Origin of the sequence: Montanilutibacter psychrotolerans (genome assembly GCF_003719825.1) — a bacterium.
GTDB classification, from domain to species: domain Bacteria; phylum Pseudomonadota; class Gammaproteobacteria; order Xanthomonadales; family Xanthomonadaceae; genus Montanilutibacter; species Montanilutibacter psychrotolerans.
The window spans coordinates 311,561-330,850 of sequence record NZ_RIBS01000001.1 but is presented as its reverse complement, the minus strand read 5'-3'; the positions used below and the strand labels follow the sequence as shown (position 1 = coordinate 330,850).

The window sequence follows — 19,290 nt, the reverse complement described above, 5'->3', positions numbered from 1 at the left end:
CCCATGTCCGAAACCTTGATTCTTTCCCACCGCGTCGCCGGTCAGACCATCCCCGCGGTCATCGCGATGGAGCAGCGCAATCCGGCCGATCGCGACGACCTGATCGTGCACATCCCCGAGGCCGGCGCGGCCACCGTGGCCACCGCGGCCAAGGCAGCGCAGGACGCGCTGGGGCCAGTCGCCGCGGCCGGCATCGAGGCGCGCTCCGATGCGCTCAACCGCATCGGCCGCGCCATCGCCAACAACGCGACCGAACTGGCGATGCTGATCGCCCGCGAAACCGGCAAGACCGTGCGCGATGCACGCGGCGAGGCGATGCGCGCATCGCGAATCTTCGAGTTCTTCGCCGGCGAAGCATTGCGTAACGCCGGCGAACGCTTCGAGTCGACCCGGCCGGGTGCGATGGTCGAGGTCATGCACTCGCCGGTGGGCGTGGTCGGCCTGATCACGCCGTGGAACTTCCCGATCGCGATTCCCGCCTGGAAGATCGCGCCGGCGCTGGCGTTCGGCAACACCGTCGTGTGGAAACCGTCGGAAGTATCGTCGGCTTCCGCGGTGGCGCTGATGCGTATCATCGCCGAGGCCCGCATGCCCGCCGGCAGCGTCAACCTGGTGCTGGGCTCGGGGCCCACCGGGCAGGCGATCTGCGCCGAACGGCGCATCGACGCGGTGTCGTTCACCGGCTCCGAAGGCGTCGGTCGCTGCGTTCGCGAGATCGTGGCCGCGCGCGGCGCGCGCGTGCAACTGGAAATGGGCGGCGTGAACGGCTTCATCGTGCTGGCCGACGCCGACCTCGACATCGCGGTCGATTGCGTCGCCACTGGCGCGTTCTTTGCCGCCGGGCAACGCTGCACGGCAACCTCGCGGATCATCGTCGAGGACGGGATTGCCGACGCGTTCCTGTCGGCGCTGCATTCACGCGTGCAGCAGTTCGCCATCGGCGATCCGCGCCTGGAGAAGACCGACATCGGCCCCCTCGCCTCGCCGCTGCAGAAACAGCGCGTGTCGCAGCAGGTGAGCGCGGTGCGCAACGAAGGGCGCGTCGCCGCGTTCGGCACGGTGCCGGACGACGACGATTGCTACTTCGCGCCGACGCTGTTCGACCATGTCGGCGCCGACAGCCTGCTGGCCCAGGAAGAGATCTTCGGACCCGTCGCCGGCATGTTCCGCGTGCGCGATTTCGACGCCGCCATGGCGCTACTGAACAACTCGCGACACGGACTGTCGGCCGGCCTGTGCACCAGCTCGCTCAAGCACGCCGAGGCATTCAAGCGCGACGCACGAGCCGGCATGCTGATGGTCAACCTGCCGACCGCCGGCGTGGATCACCACGCACCGTTCGGCGGCATGGGCAGCTCCAGCTACGGCCCGCGTGAGCAGGGCCGCGCGGCGCGGGCGTTCTACACCACGATGAGGACCACCTATCAACGTCCCGCGTAGACTTCGCGCATGAAGATCGTCGCGCGAACCTTGTCGGACCAGGCCTTCGAAGTCATCCGCGAACGGATCCTCGCCACGAGGATCCCGCCGCTGATACCGGTACGCCAGGAGGCCCTGGCCGAAGAACTGGGCATCAGCAAGATCCCGTTGCGCGAGGCGCTGGCACGGCTGGAGCAGGAGGGCCTGCTGCGATCCAACGCCAACCGTGGCTATTTCGTGCCGGCGCTGACCGCGGCGGAAGCCGAGGAAGTGTTCGCGCTGCGATTGAAGATCGAACCCGACGCCGCCGCCGCGGCAAGCCTCGACGCCAGCGACGCGCAGCGCGAGGCGGCGTGCGCGGCGCTGCTGTCGCTGGAAGCGGCGTCGCACGGCAACGCCGTCGCGGTGGTGTCGCTCAACCGTGCCTTCCACCTGGCGCTGCTGCACGGGGCCGGGCGGCAGGTCACGGCGCAACTGGTCGAGCGTCTGCACGTGCTGGCCGAGCGTTACGTGCGCAAGCACCTTGAGCCGGAAGGTCGCGATGTCCGTGCGGACAGCGAGCACCGCGCGATCCTGGATGCCTGGCTGGCGCGCGATGCGGCGCTTGTCACCGGCCTGCTGACCGAACACATCGCCGAGACACTGGACGACCTGCGCCTGCAGCTTCACGAGCCCGCGTCGCGATCGGCCGTGGCGTCGGCAAGCACGCCACCGGCCGCGGGCGGCAAGCGTCGCCCCGCGCGCGAAAACGGGTCCTGAGCCAGATCACCTTGCGGTCGCGGCCGCGGGCACTGTCGCTACACTTCGTCCCGACCCTTCTGCGAAACGACGATGGCAGCTGACCGGGAAACCGAGATACTCGATCTCATCAACGCCGCCATGCACCAGGCGACCGCGCGCATGCAGCGATCGCTTCGCGATGAACGGATCGGGCTGGCGGCCATGGAGGCGCGAACGTTGCGCTTCATTGCCCGCCACCCGGGCTGCACGCAGAACGACATCGTCGTGGCCAGCGGCCGCGACAAGGCGCAGATCGCCCGGATCATCAAGTCATTGCTCGAGCACGGCTTCGTCGCGCGCCTGGCGGATCAGCCCGGCCAGAAGCGCCAGCGCCTGGAACTCACCGACGCCGGGGCGGCGCCACACGCCCAGGCCGAGACGCTGCGGGCGCGCGTGGCGAAAGACCTCGTGGAGGGTCTGGATGACGCCGAGCGCACCCAGCTCCTGGGCCTGTTGCAGCGCATGCCGCTGAGCGCTTCGACGGAGCACGAGCAGGTGCAGGAACAGGACCAGGGCGCTGCGCTGACTGGGAAACGGTCTCGCAACATCGGTTGACTTTATCAACTGCGATTCGCATAGTTGACTTTGTCAACACAGAAGCCAGGCGCCCGGACCGTGGTGCTGTCGGCCCCAGGAGCGCCTCGCATGACCGGAATCCCGAACGCAACCGACGCCGACGACGACGCGCTGGCCCGCCTGCGCCAACAGATGCGCCAGCGCGAACCCGCGGTGCTGATCGACGGCGTCTGGCGCCGCGCGGCGTCGACGCTGGCCGTCGACGACCCGGCGACCGGCCGCCCGCTGGCCTGCATTGCTGCCGGCACCGATGCCGACATCGATCAGGCCGTAACGGCGGCCCGGCGCGCCTTCCGCGAAGGCCCCTGGCCGCGCATGCCGGCATTTCAACGCGCGGCGCTGCTGCACGCCCTGGCCGACGCCATCGAAAGACGCCAGGAAACGTTTGCCCTGCTGGAATCGCTCGATGCCGGGCATGCCATCGGCTCGGTACGCAAGGGCGATCTACCGCTGGGCCTGCGCTCACTGCGCGACTACGCCGGCCTGGCCACCAAGCTCGCCGGCGACGTCACGATGGGCGCGGCGCAGCCGTCCAGCATGGAGTACTTCCTGCGCGAGCCGATCGGCGTCGTCGGCATCATCACGCCGTGGAACGCGCCGTTCCTGATGGTGCTGCAGAAGCTGGCCGCGGCACTGGCCGCCGGATGCACGGTGGTGATCAAGCCCGCCGAGCTCGCACCGTTGTCGGCGCTGTGGATTGGCGACCTGTGCCTGGAAGTGGGCCTGCCGGCCGGCGTGGTCAACATCGTCACCGGCACCGGCGAGAGCGCCGGACAGGCATTGGCCGATCACCCCGACGTCAACCTGATCAGCTTCACCGGCTCCACGCGGGTCGGCAGATCCATCATGGCCGCCGCCGCCAACAGCAATCTCAAGCGGGTGGTGCTGGAGCTGGGCGGAAAGTCGCCGGTCGTGGTGTTTGCCGACACCGACCTGGACAAGGCGGCAAACGCGATCGCGGCCGAAATTACCTTCAAGAGTGGCCAGTACTGCGCTGCGGGTTCGCGCGTGTTCGTGCAACGCAGCGCCTACGACGCACTGCTGGGGCGCATCCACGCGGCCATGGATCGCGTACGCATCGGCGCGGGCCATGACCCGGCGACCGACATGGGCCCGATGATCTCGGCCGCGCAACGCAGCCGGGCCGTCGACCTGATCGAGCACAGCCGTGCCGAAGGCGCCCGCGTTGCGCGTGGCGGGGGCGCGCGGACCGGAGAGGGGTACTTCTTCGAACCCACGATCCTCACCGACGCCACGGCCGACATGCGCGTGTCACGAGAAGAAATCTTCGCGCCGGTGCTGACGATCACCGCCTTCGACGACGACGCATCGCCACACGCCATCGCCGCGCTGGTCAACGACAACCGCTACGGACTGTCGGCAAAACTCTGGTCGCGTGATCTGGGCACGGTGCACAGCCTGATCGGCCTGCTGGAGTCGGGCCAGGTGATCGTCAACGGCGGCGGGAGCGGCGGCGCAACGCTGCCGTTCGGTGGCACGAAGCAGTCGGGCTACGGTCGGGAGAACGGGCTCGTCGGTCTGGCGCATTTCACCGAGGTCAAGGCGGTACGGCTGGCGTACTGAGCTCTCCAGGCCGAACGGCCTGTCGTCAGACCTGGCGTCAGGCCTGACGCAAAAAAGGCAGGAAACCCGAGGTCTCCTGCCTTCCTGCGTAGCCAAGCAACGGCCTACGGGGTGCTTGGAACGCGGCGCTTGGAACGCGGCGCTTGGAACGCGGTGCTTAGAACGGGATGTCGTCGTCGGCGAAGCTGTCGTCGAAGCTGGCCGTCTTGGCCGGCGGCGCCTCGCGACGCGGCGCGGACGATTCCTGACGGTCGCCGCCGCCGTAACCACCGCCACCGCCACCGGACTGACGCGGGGCGCGATCGCCACCGCCGCCACCGCCACTGCTGCGGAACTCACGACCACCGCCACCACCGCCGCCACCACCCTCGGAGCCGCCGCCGAGCATCTGCATCTCGTCGGCCACGATGTCGGTGAAGTACTTCTCGACGCCGTCCTGGCCGGTGAACTTGTCGTAGCGGATCGAGCCTTCGATGTAGACCTGGCGGCCCTTCTTCAGGTACTCACCGGCGATCTCGCCCAGCTTGCCGAACAGCTTGACCCGGTGCCACTCGGTGCGTTCCTGCTGGTTGCCGTCGCGGTCCTTGCGCACGCTGGTGGTCGCCAGGCTCAGCGTGGTCACGGCCATGCCGCCCTGGGTGTACTTGACTTCGGGGTCGTTGCCGAGGTTGCCGACCAGGATGACTTTGTTGACGCCACGTGCCATGGGATTGAGGTCCTCGAACGGGTCGCCTGGAGCTGGCGACTGGCCGGCAAGTATAGCTTTCTGTCGCCCCGGTCCGGCGATAGGCCCGGTTCGCACCGTGCGGTCGGATTCCCCGAACCCCTGCCCGGGCAGTCGCCGCAGCGGACAATCGGACTTTCACCTGCCCCACGCGTGCCCAACGCCCCTGCCACTGAGCCCGCGCGGCGCACCGTTCCGTCGCACCGTGCCATCCGGGCGGGCCCGACGTGCCCTGCCCTTGCCCTGGCGCAAGGCGCGTCGCGGACCGCCAACGGCAAACAGGGTTGGTCCGCCTCGCCCCTATAATTGTGATCCCCCACGAACGGCTGTCCCATGCACGCGAGCGTCCAGAACCCCACTGCCCTCGACCTCCATGAGATCCAGGCGCTGGCCCGCGACGACATGGCGGCCGTCGACGCGCTGATCCGCCGCCGGCTGGCATCGGACGTGGTGCTGATCAACCAGGTGGCCGAATACATCGTCAGTGCCGGTGGCAAGCGCTTGCGGCCGATGTTGCTGTTGTTGGCGGCCGGTGCGCTGGGCGAGGGCCGCCGCGTCGGCGCCGACGCCCACCAGCTTGCCGCCGTGGTGGAGTTCATCCACACCTCCACGCTGCTGCACGACGACGTGGTGGACGAATCGGACCTGCGCCGCGGGCGCAAGACCGCCAACGCCGTCTGGGGCAATGCCGCCAGCGTGCTGGTGGGCGATTTCTTGTACTCGCGCAGCTTCCAGATGATGGTCGAGCTGGACCGCATGCCGGTCATGCAGATCCTGGCCGACACCACCAACCGCATCGCCGAGGGCGAAGTGCTGCAGCTGCTGCATGTGCGCAATCCGGACACCGACGAAGCGGCCTACCTGCGCGTGATCGAGCGCAAGACCGCGGTGCTGTTCGCGGCCGCCACCCGCCTGGGCGCACTGCTCGCCGGCGCCGACGCCGCCACCTGCGATGCCATGCACGACTACGGCCTGTGGCTGGGCTACGCCTTCCAGATCGCCGACGACGTGCTCGATTACGCGTCCGATGCCGACACGCTGGGCAAGAACCTCGGCGACGACCTGGCAGAGGGCAAGGCCACCTTGCCGTTGATCCACGCGATCGCGCACGCCGACGCGCCCACCGCGCAGCGCCTGCGCGCGGCCATCGAGCACGGCGACAGCGAAGCGCTGCCGGATGTGGTGGCGGCCATCAACGCCAGTGGCAGCCTCGACTACAGCCGCCAGCGCGCGCGCGCGTACGCCGATGCCGCCGAGCAGGCGCTGTCGGGCCTGGGCGACAACGCGCATCTGGCCGCACTGCGTGGCCTGGCGCGGTACGCCGTCAGTCGCGACCACTGACGGCCCCGGCCGTCAGCGGGCGTCGTTCAACCAGACGCCCGATGGCCCCGTTGCCGATGCGCGGCCCGGATGCCGGGCTGCGCCTCAGGGTGCAGGCGCGGCGAAGCGTTCGGTGAAGAACGCCCGCATCATCGCGAAGGCACGCCGGCTGGCGCGTTCGTCGTAACGGCAGTTGTTGGCCGGATCGCTGCCGGCGTCTTCGGGCTGGGTGAAGCAATGCACCGCGCCGCCGAAGTCGACGAATTGCCAGTCGGCACCGGCGGCTTCCATTTCCTGCGCAAACGCCTGGACGTCGGCATCCGGCACCGAGGTGTCATTGGCCCCGTTGAGCACCAGCATCGGCGCGCGCAACGCGTTGCCCGCGATTGGCAGGTGCGTCTTCAAGCCGCCATGGAAACTCACCACGCCGGCCAGGTCGGCGCCGCCGCGCGCCAGCTCCAGCACGACCGAGCCACCAAAACAGAATCCGATGGCACTGATTCGTGCCACGTCGAGCGGCGCGTTGTCGGCCTGTGCCTTGAGCGCCGCCAGTGCCGCGGCGGCACGCGCCCGCAGCGTGGTGCCGCCATCGGCGTAGGCCTTGGCGACCTGCGCCCTGGCTTCGGTCTTGTCGGCCGGACGGGCGTCGCGGCCGTACACGTCGGCAACCAGCACCACGTAGTCGGTGCCCGCGACGTCCTTGGCCCGTTCGACGGCCAGGTCGGTAACGCCCATCCAGTTGGGCACCATCACCACGCCGGGGCGTTTGGCGCTGCCGGCGTCGTCGTAGACCAGCACGCCCTGGAAGGCGTCCTCGCCGACCGTCCACGTCACCGGCCGGGTCTGCATCGCCGCCAGGGCGGGTACGGCCGACAACAGCAACGCGCCACCGGCAAGCCAGCGGCGGAACCGGAACGATGTGCCTGTGCGCATGGGAAATCCTCCGCTAGGGGTCTGGCAATCTACGTCGCCACGGTCATCGCCGGGTGAAGCCAACGCCGCGTCGGGCGGTCTTGTCACGCGTCAGGCGATGCCGATCCCGGCGATGGAGCTGATGGCGTCCGGATCGAAGCCCGCCAGTTGCGCGAAGTGCCGGCCGCGCTCGACGAAGCCACGATACGGGCCGTAGCTGGGCGCGCCGGGCGACATCAGCAGCACCGGCGCACGCGCGGGATCGCCATCGGTCGCACCGGGCAGCACCTCGCCGGCGAGGGCCTCGCAGCCCTGCCGCATCGCATCGGCAAGATCCACCGCCGGCGACAGCAGGAACCCCGACTGCGCCGCAATCGGCGCCAGTTGTTCGAGGATGCGCGGGCCGTTCTGTCCCATCGTGATGATCGCCACCGGTGCCTCAATGCGCATCGCCGCGACGAACGCATCCCAGTCGATGCCGCGATCGTGGCCACCGATCAGGATCGCCACGCGCCGGCCGCGGAAGCAGTCGAGCGCCGCCAGGCTGGCATGCGGCGTGGTGCTGATGGAGTCGTTGACGAAGCCGATGCCGTCCCGCATGCCAAGCCACTGCAACCGGTGCGGCAGCGGCTGGAACGCTGCCGCATGCGCGGCCAGCGGGCGAGCGTCCAGGCCCAGCGCTTCGATCGCGGTCAGCACCGCGCACAGGTTGCTGCGGTTGTGGCGACCGGGCAACGGCAGCGATGCGGTGTCCATCACTTCCTCGTTGCCGCGCCACAGCGCGTCGCCACGCAGGTGCCAGCCGTCCTCGCGACCGAACCAGCGCACTTCGCTGTCAGGCAACGACAGCGCGGCCAGCGTCTGGTCGTTGGCGTTCAGCACGGCGATGCGCGGTCGCGCGCCGGTCAGCAGGCGCAACTTGTCTTCGACGTAGCGCTGTTGCGAGCCGTGCCAGTCCAGGTGCTCGGGAAACACGTTGAGCGCGATCGCCACATCGGGACGCACGCCCGACGCGGCCACGTCGCCGGTCTGGTAGCTCGACAGTTCGATGGCCCAGTACGCCGGCGCCGGCGGCGCTTCGGGCAGCGCGAGCAACGGCAGGCCGATGTTGCCCGCCAACGCGGTGCGATGCCCGGCCATGCGCAGCAGGTGGGCAAGCAACGACGAGGTGGTGCTCTTGCCCTTGGTGCCGGTCACGCACACCGTACCCGCGGCAACGCCATCGGCGTCGGCGTGCTCGCCAAACCACAGCGCGGTGCCGCCGATGAACTGCGTGCCCTGCCCGGCGGCGATCACCGCCTCGGCGCGGTACGGGCTGATGCCGGGTGACTTGAGCACGATCTCGAACGCCGACAACCGCTCGGCACTGGCCACGGTTTCGATCACCAGTCGCGGATCGCCGAGCGCGCGCGCGTCGTCGCTTTCGTCGTCGCCGCAGAACAGGGTCAGCGCGAGCGCGGGCAAACGTGCGCGGATCGCGCGGTACGCGGCGCGGCCTTCGCTGCCCCAGCCCCAGAGCGCGACGCGCCGGCCGTCAAGCGCTGAGATGCGCACGCAGGCGTTCCCACAACGAGGCCGGGATGCGCTGCTCGTCGTCGAGCACCAGCAACGCGTCGACCGCCAGCTCGGCGGCGTCCAGCTGCGGTTGAATCTCGGCGACGAAGCGTTCGACCAGCACGTCTTCGCGCCACTCCGGGCGCGCGGCGAGCGCGGCCATCGCCGCGCGCGATTCGCGCCCTTCGCCGACGCATTCGAACGGCTTGTGGTCCTGGAACTCCAGCAACGCGTCGAAACCCGCGGTCTGCGCCGCATCGTCGAGCAGGTTGCGGCCGAAGATTCCCACCAGGCGCGGCTTGGGCATGAATGGCGCCAGTGCCAGGAACACGAAGTGGCATTTCGGGCACACGCCGCACCAGCGATTGACCGGTCGCTCGCCCAGGATGTGGAAGTTGCGGTTGCAGCTGCTGAAATGCGCGTCGTAGCGGTCGATGCGCGCGAACTGGCGTGCCACCGCGAGTTCGCTGAGCGGGCGCAGCAGCGAGTAGTAATGCAGGTCGGCGGCAACGTGCTTGTGCACGTAATCGCCGAAGGCCGACTCGAACGCCCAGCCCTTCGACCACTGGTGGTTCACCTCGCCGGTGCCTTCGATCAGGCTGCCGTAGCTGGCCGAGCGCTCGTTGGAAAACACCACCTGGTCGACCCCGCCCAGCACCGCGGCCAGCACCAGGATCGCCGAGTTCACCGCCGTCACCGGAATGTGCCCGTTCCAGGCGCCTTCGCGGTTGTAGTCGAACAGCTGCGGCGCCAGCGCGCGGCCGACGTTGAGCGTGTCCAGGCCGGTGCGCTCGGCGCAGGCGCGGATCAGCTGCGAACCGCCGATCCAGGTGACGGTCTGTTCGACGCCCAGCGCACGCAGCGACTCGATGCTGACCAGCGAGTCCTTGCCGCCGCCGATGGCCACCAGTGCGTGCTCGCGCAGGCCCAGTGCAGGTGCGACGGTGTCGTCCGGGGCGTCGTGCGGAAAGCGGATCCGGCCATGCAGGTTCAGGCCATTGCGGTAGGCGAACTCGCCCAGGCCATTGACGTAGATCGTTTCCAGCAACGCGGCCGTGTCGGCATCGATGGCGTAGGAATCGATGACGATGCGCGGTGGCACCGCGGCCTTGTAGTAGCTCACGCCGGTGACCAGGTGCAGTAGCCGCAGCGCGCGTTCGACCGCGACCGCGCGATCGGCGTCGAGCGTGAACGGTGCGCCCGGCACGGTCACCGTCTCCACCAGCTCCGGGCCGTCGTCGAACGCATACACCAGGTGCGCCACGCCGGTCGCGGCATCGAAGCCGCAGCGCACGAACCGGAACGTGGCGATCGCGTCGCGCTGGAATTTCCACTCAGTCATTCAGTACGTCCTCTGCCGGCATCGCCCGCAGGTTGTAGGTGTTGGCCATGCTCATGCCATAGGCGCCGGCGTCGGCGATCAGCAGCACGTCGCCCTCGGCGGTCGCGGACGGCAGCAAGCGGTCGCGGCCGAGCACGTCGCCGGTTTCGCAGATCGGGCCGACGATGTCGAAGCTGACGGTGGCGCCGTCCACGCGGCTGAGGTTGTGGATGCCGTGCCAGGCCTCGTACATCGCCGGGCGCATCAGCGCGTTCATGCCGGCATCGGCACCGATCCGGCGCACGCCGTCCTTCTCCACGACCTGGGTCACCGCCAGCAGCAGCACGCCGGCCTCGGCCACCAGGTAGCGTCCGGGTTCGACCGCAAGACGGTAGCGCGGATAGGCCTGCTTGATCTCCTCGATGCCCGCGCGCCATGCGGCCAGGTCGAACACCGGCGAGTCGGGCATGTAGGCCACCGGCAGGCCACCGCCGATGTCGATCGTCTCGACCGTGTCGACCGCGTCGGCCAGTCCTGCCAACTGCGCATAGACCTCGCGCCAGTGGCGCGGGTCGTCGATGCCGCTGCCCAGGTGCGCGTGCAGGCCGGTGATGCGCACGCCGAGCGCGCGCGCGGCGGCGACAAACGCATCGAGCCGCGCCGTCGGCAGGCCGAACTTCGCGGCGATGCCGCCGGTCCGGACCTTCTCGTGATGGCCTTCGCCGTGCCCCAGGTCCAGGCGCAGCCATATCTCGCGTCCGCGGAACAACTCGGGCCAGTTCTGCAGCGCTTCGAGGTTGTCGATCGTGACGGTGACGCCACGCGCGAACGCGGCCTCGTACTCACGCCTCGGCGCGAAGCTGGGTGTGAACAGCACGCGACGCGGCGACAGTTCCGGCACGGTGGCGAACACGTGGTCGAGCTCGCCCTGCGAAACGCATTCCAGCCCGAAGCCCTGCTCTACCACCGTGCGCAGGATGTCCGCGTGCGGATTGGCCTTGATGGCGAAATAGCAGTGGTCGACCGCCGTGGTGGCGACGAGCTCGGCCGCGCGCGCGCGCACCGTTGCCAGGTCGTAGGCATACCGGGGCGTGCCGGCCTGTGCCTGCTGCAGCAGGCGCTCGCGCGCCGCGGCCCACCAGGGCGCCGCGCGTTGCGGACGGCCGTGCGCGATCTCGCGCCAGCTCGGCCCGAACACGCTCTCGTCGCGCACCGGCATCGCGCCGCCGCGGATCAGTTCGGCATGCAGCTGCGGCAGCAATCCGTCGGCATCGGCCTCGTCGATCACGAAGGTGAGATTGAGGTCGTTGGAGGACTGCGAGATCAGGTGCACGCGCTCGCGTCCGAACGTCGCCCAGATGTCCGACAGGCGATGCAGCAGCGAGCGCATGCCACGACCGACCAGCGTGATCGCCGCGCACGGCGCGATCACCTTGACCCGGCAGACCTCGGCCAGGTCGGCGGCCAGCGCTTCGAGCACGTTGCCGGTGACGAGGTTTTCGCTGGGGTCCAGCGAGATGGTGACGTTGGTTTCCGACGAACCGATCAGGTCGACCGACAACCCGTGTCGCTTGAACCGCTCGAAGATGTCGGCCAGGAAACCGACCTGTTGCCACATGCCGATGCTTTCCATCGCCACCAGCACCACGCCGTTGCGCCGGCTGATGGCCTTGACGCCCGGCACGGTGACGGCCGAGGCGTCGATACGCGTGCCTGGCAATTCCGGGCGTTCGGTATCGAGGATGCTGATCGGCACGCGTGCATCGCGACACGGCGCAATGGAACGCGGGTGCAGCACCTTGGCCCCGGTGGTGGCGATTTCCTGGGCTTCGGCATAGTCCAGGCGCGCCAGCAGGCGGGCGTCGGGCACCTCGCGCGGGTTTGCACTGAACATGCCGGGAACATCGGTCCAGATCTCGACGCGCTCGGCCTTGAGCAGGGCACCGAAGTACGCCGCCGAAGTGTCCGAACCGCCGCGCCCGAGGACCGCGGTCCCGCCGTCAGCGTGACGGGCGATGAAGCCCTGGGTGATCAACGCGCGCGTGGGTTGCGCGGAGAAGCGCTCGACCAGCGCCGCGTCGTGTTCGTGCCGGCAGTTCACCGACAGTCGCTGGGCCCAGGCGCTCTGGTTGGGCAACGACACGGCATCGAGCCACTGCCGTGCATCGCACCAGCCGACATCGAGCCCTTGCCCGGCCAGGTAGGCCACGCCGATCGTCGAGGACAACAGCTCACCTTGCGCCATCACCTCGGCTTGCCAGTCCAGCGCACGCGGCGTTGCGCGCGGGTCGACGGCCAGTGCCTGCAGCGCGGCCAGGCGCTGGCCCACCACGGCATCGGCATCGAGGTCCAGATCGGCGCAGAACGCGCGGTGGCGCTCGACCAGTTCGGCAAACGGCGCGGCGATGTCCTCGCCGACCGGCGCGCTGGCGATGGCCTGCAACGCATTGGTGACGCCCGACAGCGCCGACACCACCACCAGCACCCGTGTGCCACCGTCGTCGCCGGCGGCCATGCGTTTGGCGGCAAGACGTCCGATGGTGTCCCAACGATTGCGACGGGACACCGAAGTGCCGCCGAACTTGAGTACGATCCAACGCGTCGCTTGCGCCACTACCGCTGTCCTCTGAAAGGTGTTGCACGGGGAAACCCGGGAGTAGCCCCGGGCGAATGAACCTCGGATGGAATCACGCGCACGTCGCCGGCGCGAATAGCCGATGATTCTAGTCCAATTACCAATCCGGACCGGACCGATGTCAGCACGGCGCTTTCTGCAGCTGGACGTGTTCGCCGACCGCCCCGGCGCCGGCAATCCTCTGGCGGTCGCGGTCGATGCGCAGGACCTGGACGAGGCGGCGATGCAGGCGTTCGCGGCCTGGACCAACCTGTCCGAAACCATCTTCCTGCTGCCCCCGACCACGCCCGAGGCCGACTACCGGGTGCGGATCTTCACACCGAACCAGGAATACCCGTTTGCCGGCCACCCCAGCGTCGGCGCCGCCTGGGCCGTGCTCGACCAGGGCCTGGCCCGCGCCCGCGACGGCGTGCTGGTGCAGGAGTGCGCGGCCGGCTTGCTGCCGGTGCGCGTCGACGACTACGGTTCGGTGTCGGTGCGCGCGCCTCGTCCGCGGGAGCTGTTCGATGCGCGCGGCTACGAGGCGTTACTCAACGCCGCCTGTGGTGGCCTCGCGCGCGGCGCGCTGCCCCCGGCGGCCTGGGATGGCGGGCCGCTGTGGTGGATGGTCGAACTGGCCGACGCCGACGCCGTGCGTGGCGCCACCCCCGACATGGCCGCGATTTCCGCGCTCAGCCGCGCCACAGATACCGGCGGCCTGGCGGTGTTCGCCCGGGTCGACGGCGACGATCACCAGCTCGTTCTGCGCGCGTTCTGCCCTGGAGATGGCATGGACGAGGACCCGGTCACCGGCAGCGCCAACGCGTGCGCCGCCGCGGCCTTGGCCGCCGCGGGGCGCTTGCCGGGCCGCGACGGCCGCTACGTCGCCAGCCAGGGGCGTGAGATCGGCCGCGACGGGCGGGTCAGCGTCCGCGTCGACGCCGACGGCGGCATCTGGATCGGCGGACAGGTCCAACCGGTGATCCGCGGCCAGCTTGCTTGGTAAGCTGCGCGCCCTTCGCGGCCCTTCCCCACCGCGTGTCGACCCCCCGATGAAACGCCGCTATCTGCAACTGGATGTATTTGCCGACCGCCCCGGCGCCGGCAACCCGCTGGCCGTGGTGCTCGATGCCGAAGGCCTGGATGACGCGGCGATGCAGGCGATCGCCCGCTGGACCCGCCTGCCGGAAACCACCTTCGTGTTCCCGCCCGCCGCGCCGGGGGCGAGCTACCGCATCCGCATGTTCAGCCCGCGCCGCGAGGTGCCGTTTGCCGGGCACCCCAGCGTCGGCACCGCGCACGTGGTGCTGGAAGCCGGACTGGCCACGCCCGTCGACGGCCGCCTGCTGCAGGAAGGCGTTGCCGGGCTGTTGCCGTTGTCGGTCGATGGCGATGGCACGGCACGCACGATCGCGGTGCGCACGCCGCGCGCGCGCGTGGTCGAGATCGCCGACGCCGCGGACGCGCGCCTGGCCGGTGCACTGGCCGGACTGACCCTGGGCCCGTTGCCGCCGGCGCTGATGGACGGCGGCCGCCGTTGGTGGTTGGCCGAGCTGTCCGACGAAGCCGCGCTGCGCGGCGCGCACCCGGACTGGGCCGCGATCGGCCACCTGGCAGAGAGCACCGAGACCATGGGCCTGTGTGCGTTCGCGCGTGCCGATGCCGGCAACGATTACGACCTGGTCGTGCGCGCCTTCGTTGGTGCGCCGGCGCAGTTCGAGGACGCCGCGTCCGGTGCGGCCAACGCCACGCTCGCCGCCTGGCTGCGGCACAACGACGCCCTGCCCGGCCGCGATGGTCGCTACACGGTTAGTCAGGGACGCGAGGTCGGCTTCGATGCGCGCCTGCAGTTGCAGGTCGACGGCGACGGCGAGGTCTGGTCCGGCGGCCACATCTGCAACGTGGTGCGCGGCGAGATCGACTGGCCAGCCTGACGGTCAAGGCCACGGCAGGGTGTTGACCTTCCCACCTTGGGAAGCTTGATGGTGGCCTCCACATCATTGTGGAGACCGCCATGGCCTTGTCACTTCCACCAACCGACAGCACCACCCAGTTCCGCTTTGGCGTGACAGGCATGACCTGCGCGTCCTGCGTGGGCAGGGTCGAGCGCGCCCTGCAGCAGCTGCCGGGCGTCCAGGACGCCAGTGTGAATCTGGCCACCGAGATGGCGTCGGTCACCACCGACGGCTCGGTGTCCACGGCGGCGGTGGCCGCGGCGATCCAAGCCGCCGGCTTTGGCGTCGCCATCGAGGAAATCGCGATGGGCATCCTCGGCATGACCTGCGCGTCCTGCGTCGGCCGGGTCGAGAGAGCGTTGGCGAAGGTGCCCGGCGTCCAGTCGGCTTCGGTCAACCTGGCTACCGAAACGGCGCGCGTGCAGGTTCTCGCCGGCACCCCGCGGGCGGCGCTGCAGCAGGCCATCGTGGACGCCGGCTACGGGGTTCGCACCGAAACTGCGGCGACCGGAGCGTCGTCGCCGAAGGTCGAGCGGCCCACCGCGTCGCGCGAGGCTCGGCACCTCGTCCTGGCAGCGCTGCTTTCGCTGCCCCTGGCGCTGCCGATGCTGGCGATGCCGTTTGGTGCGCACTGGGAACTGCCGGGTTGGCTGCAATGGCTGCTGGCGACGCCGGTGCAGTTCTGGCTGGGCGCCCGCTTCTATCGCGCCGGCTGGAAGGCGGTGCAGGCGCGAACCGGCAACATGGACCTGCTGGTCGCCCTCGGTACCAGCGCCGGCTATGGCCTGAGCGTCTACCACCTGTTGGCTGTCCCGCCGCACCACGGTGCGCCGCCGTTGTATTTCGAGGCGTCGGCGATCGTAATCACGCTGATCCTGCTCGGCAAATGGCTGGAGGCGCAGGCCAAGCGCCAGACCACCGAAGCGATTCGCGCGCTGCAGGCGCTGCGTCCACTCACCGCACGCGTGCAGCGCGGCGAGCACGAGGAAGACGTTCCGATCGACGCGGTGGCGCCCGGCGACGTCGTGCTTGTCCTGCCCGGCGAACGCCTTCCCGTGGATGGCGAGATCATCGAAGGACGCAGCCACAGCGACGAATCACTGATCAGCGGCGAATCCCTGCCGGTGCCCAAAGCCCCAGGCGATCGCGTCACCGGTGGCGCGGTGAATGGCGAAGGCCGGCTGCGCGTGCGCACGACGGCCGTGGGCGCCGAGTCGGCGCTGGCGCGCATCATTCGCCTGGTCGAGGACGCGCAGGCGCGCAAGGCGCCGATCCAGCGCATCGTCGATCGCGTGAGCGCCGTGTTCGTGCCCATCGTGCTGCTGATCGCTGTCGCGACCCTGCTGGGCTGGGGCCTGCTGGACGGCGACTGGAGCCAAGCCGTTCTGCACGCCGTCGCCGTGCTCGTGATTGCCTGCCCCTGCGCACTGGGCCTGGCGACACCGACGGCAATCATGGCCGGCACCGGCGTAGCCGCCCGCGCCGGCATCCTGATCAAGGACGCGGAAGCGCTCGAAACCACGCGCCGGTTGCGCACCATTGCCTTCGACAAGACCGGCACGCTGACCGCGGGGCAGCCGACCCTGGCCGGGCTGGAAACGTTTGGTTTGGCAGATGCCGAGGCGCTGGGCGTCGCCGCCGCGCTTCAGGCTGGCAGCGAACACCCGCTGGCACGTGCCGTGCTCGATGCGGCCCAGCAGCGTGGCGTAGCGCGGGAGGTGGCGACGGACGTCATTGCCGTTGCCGGTCGCGGCGTCGATGGTCGGGTCCGCGGCGTGCGTTGGGTGCTCGGCAACGGGGCCTGGCTGGATGCGCTGGGCGTCGATCGTGGTGTCGGGGCAACCGTCGCCACGGCGGCCGCCGAGGCCGGCCGTACGGTGTCCTGGCTCGCCCGCCAGACGGCGACGGGTTGGCAGGCGCAGGCACTGCTGACGTTTGGCGACCCGCCGCGGCCGGAAGCTCGCGAAGCCATCGCCGCGCTGCAGGCAATGGGCCTGCGAACGGTGATGCTGTCGGGTGACCATCGCGGCGCGGCACTCGGTGTCGCGCGGGTGGTGGGGATACCCGATAGCGACGTCCAGGCCGACGTGCTGCCCCGCGACAAGGCCGATGCGGTCCGGCGCCTCGCTGACGACGGCCTCGTGGGCATGGTGGGCGATGGTCTGAACGATGCACCGGCGCTCGCGGCTGCCGACGTTGGCTTCGCGATGGGCAGCGGTACCGATGTGGCGATGCACGCCGCCAGCGTCACGCTGATGCGTCCCGATCCGCGCCTGGTCGCCGATGCGATCGACATCTCTCGGCGCACCACCCGCAAGATCCACCAGAACCTGTTCTGGGCGTTCATCTACAACCTGATTGGCATTCCGCTCGCCGCCGCCGGCCTGCTCAATCCGGTCATCGCCGGCGCCGCGATGGCGTTGTCGAGTGTGAGTGTCGTCTCCAATACCTTGCTGCTGCGGCGCTGGGCGCCGCGTGCGCGCCACTGACGCCGAGAGCCCGCCATGCCCCGTTCCCTGCCCCGCCCCGAACTGGCCGATGCCCGCCGCGAAGGCCTGCACAACATCGGCCAAGCCGCCGGGCTCAGCGGCCTGTCGGCGAAGATGATCCGGCACTACGAAACCATCGGACTGATCGCGCCGGCGACGCGCACCTTCGCCAATTACCGGCTCTACAGCGACACCGATCTGCACCGACTGCGCTTCATCAAGCGGGCGCGCACGCTGGGCTTTTCGCTGGAGCACATCCAGACCTTGCTGGATCTGTGGGGCAACCCCCGTCGCGCCAGCGCCAAGGTCAAGGCATTGGCGCAGGCACACGCGGACGAGCTGGCGAACAAGGTGCGAGAGATGCAGGCGATGCAGCGAACGCTGGAAGATCTCGCGCAACACTGCCACGGCGACGAACGCCCGGCCTGCCCGATCCTAGACGACCTGGCGGCCGCACCCGCCGCCAAAGCCCCTGACGCGCCCGCGCGCCGAGGCCCAAAAAAAGACCCCCGCGTCGAAGCGTGAGGGTCTCTAGACGGGGTCAATCCGTGTGGGCACGGCCCGCCCCAGCAGCCGCCCCTGGTCTGCGTGCCGACCGGTGTCTTACTCCGGGCGCACGTCCACGCGCACGCGGATGCGCTCACCGGGGTGGTAGGCGGTGCGCGTGGTGTAGTGGCGGCCGGCGTATTCGTAGGTGACGTCGTAGGCGCTGACACCGGAGCCACCGGTGGCGTAGTCGCCATTGTCGTAACCGCCGGTCCGGTAGTAGTTGTTGCGGTCCGGGTACGAGTCGCAGCTGACCACCGTGCCGACGCGGTTGCGCGGGCGCTGGGTCTGGTTGTAGATGCTGCGCCCGGCCATGCCGCCGACCATCGAGCCGATGGCCGCGGTGGCGTAGCTGCCGCTGCCGCCGCCCACCTTGCTGCCCAGCACCGCGCCGGCGATGCCACCGACGATGGTGGCGACGTTGCGACCGGTCTCGGTGCCGCCGGTATTGCGGCGGTAATCGCCGTTGCGGTCGTAGTAGCCGTCCTGGCGCGGATCGCGGTAGTCGCCGCCGTAGTAGCCGTTGTCGGGGTAACTGGCCTGGTAGCTGTCGTCGTACCCGTTGCTGCGGTTCTCGTAGCAGCGCTGACCACGATCGTTGATGTAGCTGCCACGCGGGGTCGACTGGCCATAGCGCGCGTCGATCACCGGGTCGACACGCACGACGCGCGCGTAGTCGTACTGGGCATGGCGATCGTTGCCGGTGCGGTCCGGGTACACGTTGCCGGTGCGGGGGTAGCCGTCGTAACCGTAGTCCGGTTGTCCGTAGGTCTGGGCGGAAGCCACGCTGGTCACTACCGCGAGGCCCAGGGCAAGGGTGGAAACGAGCAGGCGCTTCATCGTGGACTCCAGACGCCGGGATGGCGTACGGCGGATCGTCGAGCCGCGCCGGGCAACTGCGCCTGAACCGCACCGGCCCGGGGCCGGTGCGTTCAACCGGCCGACAGCCTTACCCCACGGCTCCGGTGACACTCACCCCTTCAACGTGGCATCCAGACTCACCGGCACCGCTGCCAGCGCCTTGGACACCGGGCAGTTGGCCTTGGCGTCCTCGGCGATGGCCTGGAACCGCGCGGCATCGATGCCCGGCACCTCGGCCACTACCTTCAAGCGGATCTGCGAGAGCGTCGGCCCGCCCTCCATCGACAGGTCGACATCGGCACGCGTGTCCAGGCTGGCCGGCGGGTGGCCCGCCTCGGTGAGCTTGGCCGACAACGCCATGGTGAAACAGCCCGCGTGGGCGGCCGCGATCAGTTCTTCGGGGTTGGTGCCCCGTTCGTCGCCGAAGCGGCTGTTGAATCCGTAGCGCGTGTTGTCCATCAACCCGCTCTGCGGGGTGCTGAGCTGGCCCTTGCCGGACTTGAGGTCGCCCTCCCAGTGAGCAGTGGCATGGCGCGAGATACCCATGGCGGTCTCCGTTGATTTGAAAGGCGACAGGCTACGCAGGCATTTGTTAGCGCGGCATCGCGACCGGCCGGACTTGACCCGTGCGCCCC

Annotated in this window: 16 protein-coding genes; 9 read left to right on the top strand and 7 right to left on the bottom strand. The window is 69.6% G+C overall.

Annotation, left to right across the window (positions count from 1 at the left end):
* Positions 1 to 3: 3 nt before the first annotated feature.
* The 4 genes from EER27_RS01390 to EER27_RS01375 all read left to right on the top strand — a co-directional run bounded on the left by EER27_RS01390 (position 4) and on the right by EER27_RS01375 (position 4,359).
* Positions 4 to 1,440 carry an aldehyde dehydrogenase family protein gene (locus tag EER27_RS01390; RefSeq protein WP_123086648.1) on the top strand — a complete coding sequence of 479 codons (1,437 nt, stop codon included), beginning with the start codon at positions 4 to 6 and terminating at the stop codon, positions 1,438 to 1,440.
* 9 nt (positions 1,441 to 1,449) lie between these two features.
* On the top strand, positions 1,450 to 2,178 hold the full coding sequence (locus EER27_RS01385) for a GntR family transcriptional regulator (RefSeq protein ID WP_123086236.1): 729 nt from the start codon (positions 1,450 to 1,452) through the stop codon (positions 2,176 to 2,178).
* Between the two features lie 72 nt (positions 2,179 to 2,250).
* The gene (locus tag EER27_RS01380; protein ID WP_123086235.1) at positions 2,251 to 2,754 is read left to right on the top strand and encodes a MarR family winged helix-turn-helix transcriptional regulator; all 504 of its coding nucleotides are present in this window, start codon (positions 2,251 to 2,253) and stop codon (positions 2,752 to 2,754) included.
* 90 nt (positions 2,755 to 2,844) lie between these two features.
* Positions 2,845 to 4,359, top strand: a complete 1,515-nt coding sequence (locus tag EER27_RS01375) for an aldehyde dehydrogenase family protein (protein WP_223807115.1) — start codon at positions 2,845 to 2,847, stop codon at positions 4,357 to 4,359.
* A gap of 157 nt (positions 4,360 to 4,516) precedes the next feature.
* On the opposite strand, the gene ssb is transcribed toward EER27_RS01375, so the two are convergent.
* Entirely contained in the window at positions 4,517 to 5,065 is a 549-nt protein-coding gene (gene ssb, locus EER27_RS01370; protein ID WP_123086234.1) for a single-stranded DNA-binding protein, read from the bottom strand.
* A 351-nt stretch (positions 5,066 to 5,416) separates the two neighbouring features.
* Here ssb and EER27_RS01365 point away from each other — a divergent pair, with 351 nt between their 5' ends.
* Positions 5,417 to 6,424, top strand: coding sequence for a polyprenyl synthetase family protein (locus EER27_RS01365; RefSeq protein ID WP_123086233.1), 1,008 nt, complete (start codon positions 5,417 to 5,419; stop codon positions 6,422 to 6,424).
* Between the two features lie 84 nt (positions 6,425 to 6,508).
* Here EER27_RS01365 and EER27_RS01360 read toward each other — a convergent pair whose 3' ends face one another.
* From EER27_RS01360 to EER27_RS01345, 4 genes are all read right to left on the bottom strand, one after another.
* Entirely contained in the window at positions 6,509 to 7,336 is an 828-nt protein-coding gene (locus tag EER27_RS01360) for a dienelactone hydrolase family protein (protein ID WP_123086232.1), read from the bottom strand.
* Positions 7,337 to 7,426: 90 nt separating this feature from the next.
* Positions 7,427 to 8,869, bottom strand: coding sequence for a UDP-N-acetylmuramoyl-L-alanine--D-glutamate ligase (murD, locus tag EER27_RS01355; RefSeq protein ID WP_123086231.1), 1,443 nt, complete (start codon positions 8,867 to 8,869; stop codon positions 7,427 to 7,429).
* Positions 8,850 to 10,211, bottom strand: a complete 1,362-nt coding sequence (gene murL, locus EER27_RS01350; RefSeq protein ID WP_123086230.1) for a UDP-N-acetyl-alpha-D-muramoyl-L-alanyl-L-glutamate epimerase — start codon at positions 10,209 to 10,211, stop codon at positions 8,850 to 8,852. The genes murD and murL overlap by 20 nt, the downstream gene beginning before the upstream one ends.
* Positions 10,204 to 12,804 (bottom strand): bifunctional aspartate kinase/diaminopimelate decarboxylase, encoded by a 2,601-nt coding sequence (locus EER27_RS01345; protein WP_123086229.1) that lies wholly within the window; start codon positions 12,802 to 12,804, stop codon positions 10,204 to 10,206. The genes murL and EER27_RS01345 overlap by 8 nt, the downstream gene beginning before the upstream one ends.
* Before the next feature lie 139 nt (positions 12,805 to 12,943).
* On the opposite strand from EER27_RS01345, the gene EER27_RS01340 reads away from it, so the two are divergent.
* The 4 genes from EER27_RS01340 to cueR all read left to right on the top strand — a co-directional run bounded on the left by EER27_RS01340 (position 12,944) and on the right by cueR (position 17,773).
* Positions 12,944 to 13,810: a PhzF family phenazine biosynthesis protein gene (locus tag EER27_RS01340; RefSeq protein ID WP_123086228.1), complete on the top strand. Its 867-nt coding sequence runs from the start codon at positions 12,944 to 12,946 to the stop codon at positions 13,808 to 13,810.
* Between the two features lie 46 nt (positions 13,811 to 13,856).
* A complete protein-coding gene (locus EER27_RS01335; RefSeq protein ID WP_123086227.1) occupies positions 13,857 to 14,738 on the top strand; it encodes a PhzF family phenazine biosynthesis protein in 882 nt (293 codons plus the stop codon).
* 80 nt (positions 14,739 to 14,818) lie between these two features.
* Positions 14,819 to 17,248 (top strand): heavy metal translocating P-type ATPase, encoded by a 2,430-nt coding sequence (locus EER27_RS01330; protein ID WP_123086226.1) that lies wholly within the window; start codon positions 14,819 to 14,821, stop codon positions 17,246 to 17,248.
* 15 nt (positions 17,249 to 17,263) lie between these two features.
* On the top strand, positions 17,264 to 17,773 hold the full coding sequence (gene cueR / locus EER27_RS01325; protein WP_123086225.1) for a Cu(I)-responsive transcriptional regulator: 510 nt from the start codon (positions 17,264 to 17,266) through the stop codon (positions 17,771 to 17,773).
* 78 nt (positions 17,774 to 17,851) lie between these two features.
* Here cueR and EER27_RS01320 read toward each other — a convergent pair whose 3' ends face one another.
* Both EER27_RS01320 and EER27_RS01315 read right to left on the bottom strand, forming a co-directional pair.
* A complete protein-coding gene (locus EER27_RS01320; protein WP_123086224.1) occupies positions 17,852 to 18,634 on the bottom strand; it encodes a glycine zipper 2TM domain-containing protein in 783 nt (260 codons plus the stop codon).
* Positions 18,635 to 18,766: 132 nt separating this feature from the next.
* A complete protein-coding gene (locus EER27_RS01315) occupies positions 18,767 to 19,201 on the bottom strand; it encodes an OsmC family protein (RefSeq protein ID WP_123086223.1) in 435 nt (144 codons plus the stop codon).
* Positions 19,202 to 19,290 lie beyond the last annotated feature (89 nt).